Here is a 12,537-nt window from a genome sequence, read left to right on the forward strand (position 1 = left end):
CCCGGGCGGACGCCCGGGGGTGCTTCCCATGCTCTGTCTTTTTGTTCTTGCCGCATTGTCCAACGCCGAAGCGATCCCGCTTCGGCTGGACATGCTTCTACGGCCGGACGAAGAGCCCGCGCAGCCGTTCGACCTCCGGGCGGCAGACGCAGCCCTCGATGTGATCGTTGACGAGGCCCATCGCCTGCATGAAGGCATAGACCGTCGTCGGCCCGACGAAGGTCCAGCCGCGCCTCTTCAGGTCCTTGGAGACGCGGATCGAGGCGGCGGTCGTCGGGTTGGCGACGAGGCTTTCATAGGTCAGGACGGCCGGCCGCTCAGCGGCCACCGGCTCGTGCCGCCAGAAGTAACGCGCCAGCGAGCCGAATTCCGCGCGCATCTCCTGCGCGCGGCGGGCATTGTTGATCGTCGAGACGATCTTGCCGCGGTGGCGCACGATGCCGGCATCGGCGAGGCAGCGCGCGACGTCGGCCTCGCCGAAGGCGGCGACGGCGTCGATGTCGAAACCGGAAAAGGCGGCGCGAAACCCCTCGCGCTTACGCAGGATCGTCAGCCAGGACAGGCCGGACTGGAAGCCTTCGAGGCAGATCTTCTCGAAGAGACGGCGGTCGTCGGCGACCGGGCGCCCCCATTCCTCGTCGTGGTAGCGACGGTATTCTTCGAGATTGCCGTGCCAGAAGCAGCGCTCCAGCCCGTCCTCGCCGGTGATCAGCCCCGTCTTCGTCATCGTTCCCTTTCCCTTCCTGAAACGTGTCGCGATCTTTGAGCTTTGCTCATAAGCGCGCGATCTGTCGTTTTCACGCCTGTCTTTTCGCAAGACCGCGGCTCAGTCCTGCGAAAGACGCTTCAGGCGAACCCGCCCGCCGATTCACGTTTCGCCAACCATAGGCCGACACCGGGCATTAACCCTACCGTAAGGTTTCATCCGGCTGCCGCCTTTTCATGAATGGCCGTTTACCAATCGATGCGAGGCTTTGGCCATCGCGCGGTGCCACGGCGGCATCGACGTCCCGATAGAATTTCATCCCGCTGCGGCCGACGTCCGGCCGGTGGCGAAGCAGTGTTCACGGCGAAAGGTTGCGAGTGCGTCCGATGAAGAAATCCCTTGTTGTCATGACATCCCTCTTGGTGGCCCTGACCGGCACCGCGCAGGCCAGCGACCGCTACGGCCAGTCGCGCCCGCCGGTGATCGTCAGCCCCGACCTGACCGCGCCCTGGCTGCTGCAGCTCGGCGGCGCACCCGGCCCGGTCGTCTATCGCGCAGCGCCGGCCCCGGCCACCCGAAAGGCGATGCGCGAACGCGATTCGGTCCCCCGCGCCGGCGCTGGCGTCGCCGTCGGCTCCGCCCTGCCGGATGGCCAGCAGGTCGCCGCCATTCGCGCCGAACGGCCGCAGAAGCAGCAGATGGACCCGCAATTCCTGCCGCAGACCGTCGCCTACGACACGAAGGAGCGGCCGGGCACCATCGTCATCGACACCAACAACCGCTTCCTCTACCTCGTCACCGGCGAGGGACAGGCGCGGCGCTACGGCGTCGGCGTCGGCAAGCCGGGCTTCGAGTGGGCCGGCACCCACAAGGTGACGCGCAAGGCGGAATGGCCGGACTGGCGCCCGCCGGCGGAAATGCGCGCCCGCGAACGGGCCAAGGGACATGACCTTCCCGTGCACATGGCCGGCGGCCCCGCCAATCCGCTCGGCGCCCGCGCGATGTATCTCGGCTCGACCCTCTATCGCATCCACGGCACCAACGCGCCCTGGACGATCGGCTATGCCGTCTCCTCCGGCTGCATCCGCATGCGCAACGAGGACGTCGTCGATCTCTACGAGCGCGTGGATGTCGGTACGAAGGTGATCGTCATCTGATTCGCGGCCATCGGGGCGGCGGTGTGGCCGCCCCCTGCCCGCTGGGTCAGGACGTGGCCCCGCCTTGCGAGGCGCACGCGCGCGCGCCCCGAAAACCTGCCGTCATTGTGGCGAAACCTTGAAACGGGCGAAAAATCGCCTAGCCTTCCTGCATGTCCGGACCGGCACGGGTCGCGGCACCATGCAAGGGGGAACATGATGAGACTGTCGATCAAGGCCTGCCTGGCGGCGTTCGCCACCGCCTGCGCGCTTTTCGCCGCCGGATCCGCCGGGGCCTTCACGCCTTCGGCCGGGCGGCCGCCCGCGGCATCCGAAGCGGCCGCGGTTCCGGACGTCCTGACCGTCGCCGCGCAGCGCCAGACCGTCGATCCCGCCTTCAAGCGGCGCAAGGTGACGCTCGTCACGAACGAGGCGCCGGGCACGATCATCGTCGATACCAACAACAAGTTCCTCTATTACGTCGAAGGCCGGGACCGGGCGACGCGCTACGGCATCGGCGTCGGCCGCGAGGGCTTCGGCTGGTCCGGCGTGGTCAAGGTCGGGCGCAAGGCGGAGTGGCCGTCCTGGACGCCGCCGGCGGAAATGCGGGCCCGCGAGCGCGCCAAGGGCCGGATCCTGCCGGCCGTGCAGGACGGCGGGCTCGACAACCCGCTCGGCGCCCGGGCGCTCTATCTCTACAAGGGCAACCGCGACACGATCTTCCGCATCCACGGCACCAACCAGCCGTGGACGATCGGCCAGAACATGTCGTCGGGGTGCATCCGCATGATGAACCAGGATGTGGAGCACCTCTACGATCGCGCCGGCCTCGGCACCAAGGTCATCGTCGTCGGGCCGGGCAACCGGCAGGGCAAGGTCAGCTTCGACGACCGGGGCGTCAATTTCCTGCGCGACCTGTTCAGCGCGCTCTGAGCGGGTCGGGTGCCGCAGCGAACGGGCTTCGGCACGGCAGGCCTTCCGATTTGTCGGCGGGTGATGCAGGCCTGCACTTGTGGGACGCGGCGAAACGGATCTAGATTCGGGCGAAAGCGACAGGCGTCCCCTGCCGTTTTTCCGGGGACGCGCTTCCTGCCGCGTCCCGGCCCCTCGTTTCTGACGGATCCAACCATGGCCCTTCGTGTCTGGTGTCTTCTTGCCTCGACCATGCTCACGCTGACGGCGACCGAAGCCTCGGCCGGGATGGACGTTTCGATCTATGGCGGCGTCCAGGGTGCGCCGCACAGTACGGTGACGACGTCCGACGGCACCGACTTCACCGCCGGCTGGGAGGGCAAGTCCTTCGCGGCCCCGCCCTATTACGGCGGCCGGGCGACCTGGTGGCTCGACGACCTCGACATTCCCGGCTGGGGCGTCTCCCTCGAATTCAGCCATGCCAAGGTCTATGCGGACGAGGAGACCTTCGCCAAGACGCCGGGCTGGAGCGTTCTCGAATTCACCGACGGCCTCAATCTCGTGACCATCAACGGCCTCTACCGCTTAGAGAGCCCGGGCCGGGCCTGGACACCCTATGTCGGTCTCGGCGCGGGACTGAACATTCCCCATGTCGAGGTGACGCGTCCGTCGGGCAAGACCTTCGAATACCAGGTCGGCGGCGCGACGCTGCAGGCCGAGGCCGGCATCGCCTATCAGTTCGCCGAACACTGGTCGGTGTTCACCGAATACAAGGGCAACTATTCCTTCGTGAATGTCGACATCGACCATGGCGCGACGCTGAAGACCGACATCTTCACCAATGCCATCAATGTCGGCCTCACCTATCACTGGTAGGACGCGGCGCGACCCCGTCTTTCAGGGGGCAAGCGCGGCCGGCTTCGGGCCGCCATAGGCCCAGTCGAGCAGTTCGACCGTGTGCAGGATCGGCAAAGCCGTGCCGGTGGCGATCTGGGTGATGCAGCCGATATTGCCGGTGGCGATGAGATCGGGCTTCGTCGCCTCGATGTTTTTCACCTTGCGGGCCTTGAGCGTCGCCGAAATCTCCGGCTGCAGGATGTTGTAGGTGCCGGCCGACCCGCAGCAAAGGTGCCCCTCCGCCGGATCACGCACGGCGAAGCCGGCATTGCGCAAAAGCGTCTTCGGCTGCAGCACGATCTTCTGCCCGTGCTGCATCGAGCAGGCCGAATGATAGGCGACCGTCAGGCCGCGCGCGTCCTGTTTCGGCAGATCGAGGCCGGCGAGATATTCGGTGATGTCACGGGCGAGCGCCGAGACGCGGGCCGCCTTGTCCGCATAGGCCGGGTCGAGCCGCAGCATGTGGCCGTAGTCCTTGATCGTCGTGCCGCAGCCGGATGCGGTGATGACGATCGCGTCGAGCCCGCCGCGCTCGATCTCGCGGATCCAGACATCGACATTGCGCCGCGCGGCGACGAGCGCCTGTTCCTCGCGGCCCATGTGATGGACGAGCGCGCCGCAGCACCCCTCCCCTTCAGGCACCACGACCTCGATGCCGAGCCGCGTCAAAAGCCGGATCGTCGCCTCGTTGATCTCGGGTTTGAGCACCGGCTGGGCGCAGCCGGTCAAAAGCGCGACGCGGCCGCGCCGTGCAGCGTCCGGGCGATGGGTGCCGGGCTCGGAAGCGCGCGAAGCGGGTGCGGCCCGCGCAGGCGCGAGATCGAGCATGACGCCGAAGGTCTTGAACGCCGGGATCCGCTTGAGGAGCGCGGCGAAAGGCCGACCGAGGCGCGCACCGGCGAGCGCCAGGCGGAAGCGCGCCGGGTAGGGCAGCACCATCGCCAGCACGCCGCGCACCAGCCGGTCCTTCAGCGGACGGCGATAGGTGCGCTCGATATGGATGCGCGCATGGTCGACCAGATGCATGTAGTCGACGCCGGAGGGACAGGTCGTGGCGCAGGACAGGCAGGAGAGGCAGCGGTCGATATGGGTGACCACCTCCTCGTCGGCCGCCCGGCCGTTTTCCAGCATGTCCTTGATCAGGTAGATGCGGCCGCGCGGACTGTCGAGCTCGTTGCCGAGCGTGACATAGGTCGGACAGGTGGCGGTGCAGAAGCCGCAATGGACGCATTTGCGCAGGATCTTCTCCGAGGTCGCGACCTCGGGATCGGCCAGCTGCGCGGCGGTAAAATTGGTCTGCATCAGTTTCCAGTCTCCGGCTCGAAACTGAATTTCACCGTGTAGCGCATCAAGCTGAGATTTGGAATCGCTTTAGATGCTGAGATCGTGCGCCTGTCAAATTCATGAGCCACAATAACACCACGAATAGCCTCAGCTTTATCCTCATCGACAAGGTCACCCATATAACCGAGTAATTGCCCTACAACGCGCGCATCCGTTTTTCCCGCTTTAAGCTCAACCACGACAAGAATTCCCAATTTGTCTCGACATAAAATATCAACAAAACCAGACGCAACTGCACGCTCCGCGCCATCGTCAACAATGACGAGCCCGGGTTCTAAAAGTTCAATATTCCTACGCAAGGCAGCCTGCATATCGCGTTCAAGAGAGAGCCTACGTCCCTCCAGGACTGACTCCTCAATGATCGGAGATACCGAAGTTATATTTTGCGTTCCAGCACTTCCCGCGCGACAATATTGCTCCAAAAACCCGCGATAACGAACGATAGCATTTTTATATGATTGCAGATTATTCCGAATATTTCCTTCGAATTTTATTTTTGAAGGATTTGCTTTCCCCATACGCTCATCATTCGTTGAGTAATTCAACTCCGCAATCAAATCATCATAAGAACCAGCCAAATAAAGAGACTCAAGATCTCCGTAGCACTGCTCCACTTTTAGAACTCTATGTATCTGAGCCACCTGAGTGTTTTCAGCATACTCTTGAGCTGATAGCCAATTCCGATACTCGCTTCTCATGTATTCACCCCATCCGGCCGGGATTGAAGATGCACTGCGGGTCGAATTTCTGCTTGAGCCGGACCGACAGCGCCGCGACGGGGGCCGCGAGCGGCTCGAACACCGGCACGGTGGCCTTCACCGCATCGCCGGCGCGTACCAGCGTCGCATGGCCGCCGCCGAGTTCCCGGATCAGCCGGCGCAAGAGGCCGGCCTCGGGATCGGCCTCCATGCGCAGCCAGACGAGGCCGCCCTGCCAGTCGTAGAAGGCATCGACGCCGGCATGCAGGCGCAGCGCCGCGACGACGAGGTGACCGGCGCCGGGGGCGACGGAGACCCGCCAGAGCGGCCGGCCGCTGCCGTCCTCGGCGTAAGGCGCGACGTCGCGGATCTCGCGCCAGAGGCCGGCCGTTGCCTCCCGGTCGAGCGTCGCGACCGGGCCCGCGCCGGCAAAGGCGGCGGCGAGCTTCCGTGCCCGCATCTCGACCGAGGCCGGCAGACCCTCGATACGCAGCAACGTCGCGGGGCCGGACGGCAGGGCGCCGCCATGCACCTTGCCGCTGACGAGCTCCGGCAGGTGCGCCGCACCGCTGACATCGCAGGGCAGCGCCATCGCACGCGCCATGCCGGCCGCCGCCTGCGCGTCGTCGAGGCCGGAGACGACCACCGTCGCCGAGGCGGGCGGTACCGGCAGGACCTTGAAGGTGACCTCGGTCAGCAGCGACAGCGTGCCGTGCGAGCCGCAGAGGAACTTGGCGAGGTCGAGGCCGGTGACGTTCTTCATCACCCGGCCGCCGGCCTTGATCGTCTCGCCGGCACCGTTGACGAAGCGCACGCCGAGCAGATGGTCGCGCGCCGCCCCCCCGGTGTAGCGGCGCGGGCCGGAGGCGTTGACCGCGATCGCCCCGCCGATCGTCGGTTCACCGCCCGTGCCGTAGAGGCCGCGATGGTCGATCGGCTCGAAGGCGAGCATCTGCCGGTTGTCGTCGAGCGCCGCCTGGATCGCGGCAAGCGGCGTGCCGGCACGCGCGCTCATCGTCATCTCGGCCGGCGTGTAGGTGGTGATCCCTGAGAGCCGCGCGGTCGAGAGCGACCGGCTGACCGCGACCGGATGGCCGAGGCCGCGCCGCGTGCCGCCGCCGAGGATCGCCAGCGTCGTGCGGCCCGACGCGGCCTCCCGGATCACGGCCGCGGCCTCCGCTTCGGTTTCGGGCAGGAGATCGGCACTCATGCGGCGGGGCGTCCTTCGAGCGGGAAGACCTTGGACGGATTCATGATCCAGTCCGGATCGAAGGCGGCGCGGGCCGCCATCTGCTGGTCGAGATCGACCTGCGCATACTGATGCAGCATCAGGTCGCGTTTCTCGATGCCGACGCCGTGCTCGCCGGTGAGACAGCCGCCGGCATCGACGCAGAGCCGGAGGATGTCGTTGCCGGCGGCCTCCGCGCGGGCGGCGTCCTCGGGATCGTTGATGTTGTAGAGGATCAGCGGATGCATGTTGCCGTCGCCGGCATGGAAGACGTTGGCGACGCGCAGGCCGTAGCGCGCGACGATCTCGGCGGTCTTCTGCAGCACGTAGGAAAGCTGGCCGAGCGGCACGGTGCCGTCCATGCAGATATAGTCGGCGATGCGGCCCGTGGCGCCGAAGGCGGACTTGCGCCCCTTCCAGATCAGCGCCGCCTCCAGCGCCGACTGGCTCTCCCTGATCGTCGTGACGCCGTGTTTCCGCGCGATCTCGATGATGCTCGCCAGCATCGCCTCCATCTCGGCCTCGGAGCCCTCGACCTCGACGATCAGCAAGGCCTCGGCGTCCATCGGATAGCCGGCCTGGGCGAAGGGCTCGCAGATGGCGATCGCCTGCTTGTCCATGAACTCGATCGCCACGGGGATGATGCCGGCGCCGATGACGTCGGCGACGCAGGCGCCCGCTTCTTCCGCCGAGGCGAAGCCGAACAGGACCGGGCGCGCGCCCTCCGGCTTGGCGATCAGCCGCACCGTCGCCTCGGTGACGATGCCGAGCTGGCCCTCGGAGCCGCAGATGAGGCCGAGCAGATCGTAGCCGGCCGCATCCAGCGCCTTGCCGCCGACCTCGATCACGGTGCCGTCATAGAGCACCATCTTGACGCCGAGCAGGTTGTTGGCGGTGACGCCGTATTTCAGACAGTGCGCGCCGCCGGAATTCATGCCGATATTGCCACCGATGGTGCAGGCGAGCTGCGAGCTCGGATCGGGGGCGTAGAAGAAACCGTCGGCGGAGACGGCCTCGGAGACCGACAGATTGGTGACGCCCGCCTGCACCGTCGCCGTGCGGTTGGAAAAGTCGACATCGAGGATGCGCGACATCTTCGACAGGCCGATCACCACCGCGTCCTCCTGCGGAATGGCGCCACCGGAGAGCGACGTGCCGGCGCCGCGCGGCACGACGGGGATGCCGTAGCGGCTGCAATAGGTGAGCACGGCCGCCACCTGCTCGGTCGTCGACGGCAGGGCGACGGCGAGCGGCAGGTTGCGATAGGCGATGAAGGCGTCCGTCTCGAAGGGCACGAGGCCGCGCGGATCGCTGACGAGCGCGCCTTCGGGGAGAAGGTCGGCGAGATCGGAGACGATCACCTCGCGCCGGCTCAGAACCTCCCTGCGGGGCTTGAGGAATTCGATCGTGTCCACCCGCGCCTCCCTTGAAACTGGTCTTTTTTGTTTACCACTTTCGCGCTGGCGGATCAAATGCTAAACAGTCTTTCCTTTCCGGCAACAATCCCCGGAGCCCGATGACCAATCTCGGCGACCTCGAAATCTTCGCCCGCGTGGTTTCGACCGGCAGCATGTCGGCGGCGGCGCGCGCGCTCGGCTATTCGCCGGCCGTCATCTCGAAACGCATCCGCCGGCTGGAGGAGCGGCTCGGCACGCGGCTCCTGCAGCGCACGACGCGCCAGATCTCGCTGACCGAGGCGGGACAGGGGTTTCACGAACGGGTGCTGGCGATCCTTGCCGGAGTCGAGGAGGCGGAATCCTTCGCCTCAGGCCGCTCCGGCCAGGTCCAGGGACGGCTGCGCATCTCCGCACCCGCCTCCTTCGGCCACCGCCACATCGCGCCCTCCCTTCCGGCCTTCCTCGAGGCCAATCCCGGCCTCGTCGTCAACATCGTGCTTTCCGACGCCTTCACCGACATCGTCGCGGAGGGCTTCGACCTGGCGATCCGGATCGGCGAGCTCAGCGATTCGAGCCTCGTCGCGCGGCGGCTCGCCGGCGTGCGCCGGGTGCTCTGCGCCGCACCCGCCTACCTTTCCCGCCACGGCACGCCGTCCGGCATCGCCGACCTCGACGCACATCACTGCATCCCGCAGCACAATGGCGACCCCTGGAAGCTCGAGGGGCCGGACGGGCCCTTCGTCTACCGGCCGCAGGGGCGCATCCTGACCAATTCGTCCGAGGCGGTGCGCGAGGTGACGCTGGCCGGCGCCGGCATTGCGCTGCGCTCGACCTGGGACGTCGGCGCCGACATCCGCGACGGGCGGCTGGTGCGGGTGCTCACCGACTGGGAGGGCTCGCGCAGCCTCGCCGTCTCCGCCGTCTATCCGAGCCGCCAGTTCCTGCCGGCCAAGGTGCGGCTCTTCATCGACCACCTTGCAGAGCTCTACGGGCCGGTGCCCGAATGGGAACGGTAGAGCATTTCCGGTGATCACGGGATCACCGGAAATGCTCTCAGTCGTTCTTTTTGTCGCATTCTCCGGCACCGAAGCGATCACGCTTCGGCTGGAAATGCTCTAGACGCGGCCGTCACGAAGCGCGTCGCGTCCCTTCAGGGCGGCTCATGCGAAGGGCCTCTCCGCCCTGACGCAGGACCTTTCGGCCAATGCCCGGCAGAGAGGCGTCAATGGGGCGCGTCGTCCTTGTGGCGGCGGCGGATGGCGCGCACCACCAGCCAGATGGCGAGCAGCACGAAGGGCACGGCAATGCCGGTCAGCACGCCCGACTTCAGCGGCAGGCCGGCGCTTTCCAGCGCCTTGGCGAGATAGCCGATCAGCCCGACGACATAGTAGGAGATCGCCGCGACCGACAGGCCTTCCACCGTCTGCTGCAGCCGGAGCTGGAGGTTTGCCCGCCGGTCCATCGACATCAGCAGGTCGGCGTTCTGCCGGGCGAGCTCGACGTCGACCCAGCTTCGGATCAACGAGGTTGCCCGCGACAGTTTTCGCGACAGGTTCGCCTGCCGCTCCTCGACCGACTGGCAGGTGCGCATCGCCGGCGCGAGACGGCGTTCGAGGAAGGTGGCGATCGTCTCGTAGCCGGCGACGGGCACCTCGCCTAGGGTGCGCAGGCGCTCCTGCACGATGCCGTAATAGGCGCGGCTCGCGCCGAAGCGGTAGAGGCTCTGCGCCGCGCCGGCCTCCAGTTCGGCCGCGAGCCGGGTGATCTCGGTCAGCATGCCGTCAGCCGTCTCGCGCACCGTCTTCGTCATCTGCTGGGTCACCGCCGTCAACCCATCCTCGATGCGGCGGATGTCCGGCCAGAGCGTCTGCGCCAGCGGCAGGCCGGTCATCGCCAGCGTGCGATAGGTCTCGATGTCGAGCAGGCGCTGCACGACGGCGCCGGTGCCGGCCTCGGTCATGCCGCGGTCGATGACGAGAATGGTGGTAAGCCCGTTTCCGTCCTGGCGGAAATCCGTGAGGATCGCCGCCTGCCCGTTCTTGATCTCGCTGTGACAGAGGCTCGCCCGGTCGAAATGCGCAAGCGCGGCGCGCGTCTCCTCCGTGTCCTTGCGCACCTCCAGCCGGATACCGGAGATCAGCGGCCCCGGCGGACGAAAACCGTCGCCGAAGGGATGCAGCGGCACCTCGCCGCCAAAGCGCTCCGGCGCCGGCGCATCCCAGAAATAGGTGGAGAACTCCGTGTGCCGCTCCCAGCGCAGCGTGCCGGGGCCGAAGGAGACCGCGTGATGGTTCGCCTCCGGCATCGGCGGCGCGACGCCGCGCGCCCGCGACAGGTCCGAGAGGATCTCATGGTCGAGCGCCGCCTGGCCCTCGGTCAGGAAGGCGAGCTGGAAGATCACGCGCGGCGTGGCGACCAGCGCGTAAGGGCGCGCATGCACCTCGCCGAGCGCCTGAGCCCGCGCCGCCGCCACCGGAAATGCGAAACTGCCCTTGGCCATGCCCTGCCCCCCGCCGCTGCCCATCACTACGTCCTTAACAAGAGAACACGCGAATGCAAGACGACCAAGGGCCGGGGCGCCGGATCCCTCCGGCGGGAGGCCTCGCGAAGAGGTCAAGGAAATTGACCAGTTTGCGCCGCGCCGCTAGACTGGCGGCCGGAGACACCCCGTGACCGACGACCCGATCGACCTCTATGCCCGCATCGACCAGAGCCGGAACGCCGACGACGTCGTCCGCCAGATCGAACTGCTGATCCTCGAGGGGATCCTCGGCGACGGCGACCGCCTGCCGGGGGAGCGCGACCTGTCGCGCCGTTTCGACGTGTCGCGACCCGTGCTGCGCGAGGCGCTGAAGGAACTGGAGGCGCGCGGCCTGCTCGTCAGCCAGCACGGCGGCGGCACCTTCGTCGCCGACATCACCGGGCAGGTGCTGTCGAAGCCGCTGCTGGCGCTGATCGGCCGGCACCGCAAGGCGGCTGCCGACTATCTCGAATTCCGGCGCGAGCTCGAGGGCGTGACGGCGGCATTCGCCGCCACGCGCGCCACCGCCTCCGACCGCGCGGCGCTGACTGCCATCATCGCGACGATGCGGCGGGCCCATGAGGAGGGCCGTTTCGAGGAGGAACTCGATGCCGACATCGCCCTGCACACGGCGATCGGCGAATGCGCCCACAATCTGATGCTGATGCACACGCTGCGCTCCTGCTACCGGCTGATGCGCGAAGGGGTGATCTTCCACCGCCGCGTCATCTTCGCCGCGCCTGCCACGGGCAAGGTGCTGCTCGCCCAGCACGAGGCGCTCTACGAGGCGGTGATGGCCGGCGATGCCGAGGCCGCGCGCGCGGCAGCGCGCGGCCATATCGATTTCATCATCGCGGCGATCGCCGAGGCGGAGCGCTCCGCCGACTGGGACCGCATCGCCCAGCTGCGGATGATCCAGCGCGGCCAGGATCCGGCGCGTTCCCGGCCGGCATGACGCTCCTGCGGCGGGATCCGGCGCATTCGTCATCAATTTGTCGCATCCTTTCCTGATAGAGGATGCGTGGCGTCTTGTGGTGGGCGCCAGACTCACCCTAGCCTTGCAGCAGACATGCATCGTTGCCGATCCGCCCTTCCGGCAGGCCGGCGGCACATTCAGAGGGATTCCCGACCGATTTGGCTCTTTTCGACCGTATCGCCCACGACATGCAGTTGATGTTCCGCCGCCCGACACGGATCCAGTACGGCGCGTTGTGCTACCGCGTGCGCAAGAAGGGCAGCGGCGCGGAGGCGCTTCTGATCACCAGCCGCGACACCGGCCGCTGGGTGATCCCCAAGGGCTGGCCGATGGACGGCAAGCTCGCCTACCAGGCGGCCGAGCGCGAGGCCTACGAGGAGGCCGGCGTCAAGGGCGAGATCGGCCGCGAGCCGATCGGCGTCTATACCTATCGCAAGGGCATGGATTTCGGCGTCACGATCAACTGCAAGGTCCAGGTCTATCCGCTGGTCGTCGAGGACATCGCCAAGAATTTTCCGGAGAAGGACATGCGCCGCTCCGAATGGATGTCCTTCGCCGAGGCGGCGAAGCGCGTCGAGGAACCGCTGCTCAAAACCCTGATCCTGAGCTTTGCCGCCCGGATCTCGAGCGCCTACGGCACGCGCGAGGACGACGGCATCGCCTGACGGGCGCATGCCGGCGATGCCGCGGTCGTTGCACTGCGGCGCGCGCAACCGGCCCGC

General features: G+C 67.0%; 12 protein-coding genes. 6 read left to right on the forward strand and 6 right to left on the reverse strand.

All coding sequences use genetic code 11. The features are described from left to right. Positions 1–97: 97 nt before the first annotated feature. Positions 98–727, reverse strand: coding sequence for a DNA-3-methyladenine glycosylase I (locus ACEVQ6_RS00570; RefSeq protein WP_374886941.1), 630 nt, complete (start codon positions 725–727; stop codon positions 98–100). A 365-nt stretch (positions 728–1,092) separates the two neighbouring features. Here ACEVQ6_RS00570 and ACEVQ6_RS00575 point away from each other — a divergent pair, with 365 nt between their 5' ends. The 3 genes from ACEVQ6_RS00575 to ACEVQ6_RS00585 all read left to right on the forward strand — a co-directional run bounded on the left by ACEVQ6_RS00575 (position 1,093) and on the right by ACEVQ6_RS00585 (position 3,630). Further along, the gene (locus ACEVQ6_RS00575; RefSeq protein WP_374886942.1) at positions 1,093–1,863 is read left to right on the forward strand and encodes a L,D-transpeptidase; all 771 of its coding nucleotides are present in this window, start codon (positions 1,093–1,095) and stop codon (positions 1,861–1,863) included. Between the two features lie 198 nt (positions 1,864–2,061). Next, the gene (locus ACEVQ6_RS00580) at positions 2,062–2,775 is read left to right on the forward strand and encodes a L,D-transpeptidase (protein WP_374886943.1); all 714 of its coding nucleotides are present in this window, start codon (positions 2,062–2,064) and stop codon (positions 2,773–2,775) included. A gap of 195 nt (positions 2,776–2,970) precedes the next feature. Next, positions 2,971–3,630: an outer membrane protein gene (locus ACEVQ6_RS00585; RefSeq protein ID WP_374886944.1), complete on the forward strand. Its 660-nt coding sequence runs from the start codon at positions 2,971–2,973 to the stop codon at positions 3,628–3,630. A gap of 21 nt (positions 3,631–3,651) precedes the next feature. Here ACEVQ6_RS00585 and glcF read toward each other — a convergent pair whose 3' ends face one another. Genes glcF through ACEVQ6_RS00605 form a run of 4 tightly spaced genes read right to left on the reverse strand, consistent with a single transcriptional unit; the run spans position 3,652 to position 8,336 of the window. Continuing rightward, a complete protein-coding gene (glcF, locus tag ACEVQ6_RS00590) occupies positions 3,652–4,953 on the reverse strand; it encodes a glycolate oxidase subunit GlcF (RefSeq protein WP_374886945.1) in 1,302 nt (433 codons plus the stop codon). Continuing rightward, the gene (locus ACEVQ6_RS00595; RefSeq protein ID WP_374886946.1) at positions 4,953–5,693 is read right to left on the reverse strand and encodes an endonuclease NucS domain-containing protein; all 741 of its coding nucleotides are present in this window, start codon (positions 5,691–5,693) and stop codon (positions 4,953–4,955) included. The genes glcF and ACEVQ6_RS00595 overlap by 1 nt, the downstream gene beginning before the upstream one ends. Positions 5,694–5,697: 4 nt before the next feature. Then, positions 5,698–6,903: an FAD-binding protein gene (locus tag ACEVQ6_RS00600; protein WP_374886947.1), complete on the reverse strand. Its 1,206-nt coding sequence runs from the start codon at positions 6,901–6,903 to the stop codon at positions 5,698–5,700. Next, on the reverse strand, positions 6,900–8,336 hold the full coding sequence (locus ACEVQ6_RS00605) for an FAD-linked oxidase C-terminal domain-containing protein (protein WP_374886948.1): 1,437 nt from the start codon (positions 8,334–8,336) through the stop codon (positions 6,900–6,902). The genes ACEVQ6_RS00600 and ACEVQ6_RS00605 overlap by 4 nt, the downstream gene beginning before the upstream one ends. A 101-nt stretch (positions 8,337–8,437) precedes the next feature. Between ACEVQ6_RS00605 and ACEVQ6_RS00610 the strand changes: the two genes are divergently transcribed. Beyond that, a complete protein-coding gene (locus tag ACEVQ6_RS00610) occupies positions 8,438–9,334 on the forward strand; it encodes a LysR family transcriptional regulator (protein ID WP_374886949.1) in 897 nt (298 codons plus the stop codon). 206 nt (positions 9,335–9,540) lie between these two features. Here the strand turns inward: ACEVQ6_RS00610 and ACEVQ6_RS00615 are convergent, their stop codons facing one another. Further along, entirely contained in the window at positions 9,541–10,818 is a 1,278-nt protein-coding gene (locus tag ACEVQ6_RS00615) for a DUF3422 family protein (RefSeq protein ID WP_374887345.1), read from the reverse strand. Between the two features lie 169 nt (positions 10,819–10,987). Here ACEVQ6_RS00615 and ACEVQ6_RS00620 point away from each other — a divergent pair, with 169 nt between their 5' ends. Further along, positions 10,988–11,794 (forward strand): FadR/GntR family transcriptional regulator, encoded by an 807-nt coding sequence (locus ACEVQ6_RS00620; protein ID WP_374886950.1) that lies wholly within the window; start codon positions 10,988–10,990, stop codon positions 11,792–11,794. Between the two features lie 179 nt (positions 11,795–11,973). Next, positions 11,974–12,480 (forward strand): NUDIX hydrolase, encoded by a 507-nt coding sequence (locus tag ACEVQ6_RS00625; RefSeq protein WP_374886951.1) that lies wholly within the window; start codon positions 11,974–11,976, stop codon positions 12,478–12,480. Positions 12,481–12,537: the final 57 nt, after the last annotated feature.

It is taken from the genome of Ensifer soli (assembly GCF_041928815.1).
In the GTDB taxonomy this organism is placed as follows: domain Bacteria; phylum Pseudomonadota; class Alphaproteobacteria; order Rhizobiales; family Rhizobiaceae; genus JBHFEI01.

What these genes read in the sequence shown, in the direction of transcription:
- glcF (WP_374886945.1), bottom strand. Translation starts at nt 4,953, where the DNA reads ATGCAGACCAATTTTACCGCCGCGCAGCTGGCCGATCCCGAGGTCGCG.
- ACEVQ6_RS00615 (WP_374887345.1), bottom strand. Translation starts at nt 10,818, where the DNA reads ATGGCCAAGGGCAGTTTCGCATTTCCGGTGGCGGCGGCGCGGGCTCAG.
- ACEVQ6_RS00600 (WP_374886947.1), bottom strand. Translation starts at nt 6,903, where the DNA reads ATGAGTGCCGATCTCCTGCCCGAAACCGAAGCGGAGGCCGCGGCCGTG.
- ACEVQ6_RS00610 (WP_374886949.1), top strand. Translation starts at nt 8,438, where the DNA reads ATGACCAATCTCGGCGACCTCGAAATCTTCGCCCGCGTGGTTTCGACC.
- ACEVQ6_RS00585 (WP_374886944.1), top strand. Translation starts at nt 2,971, where the DNA reads ATGGCCCTTCGTGTCTGGTGTCTTCTTGCCTCGACCATGCTCACGCTG.
- ACEVQ6_RS00580 (WP_374886943.1), top strand. Translation starts at nt 2,062, where the DNA reads ATGAGACTGTCGATCAAGGCCTGCCTGGCGGCGTTCGCCACCGCCTGC.
- ACEVQ6_RS00595 (WP_374886946.1), bottom strand. Translation starts at nt 5,693, where the DNA reads ATGAGAAGCGAGTATCGGAATTGGCTATCAGCTCAAGAGTATGCTGAA.
- ACEVQ6_RS00575 (WP_374886942.1), top strand. Translation starts at nt 1,093, where the DNA reads ATGAAGAAATCCCTTGTTGTCATGACATCCCTCTTGGTGGCCCTGACC.
- ACEVQ6_RS00570 (WP_374886941.1), bottom strand. Translation starts at nt 727, where the DNA reads ATGACGAAGACGGGGCTGATCACCGGCGAGGACGGGCTGGAGCGCTGC.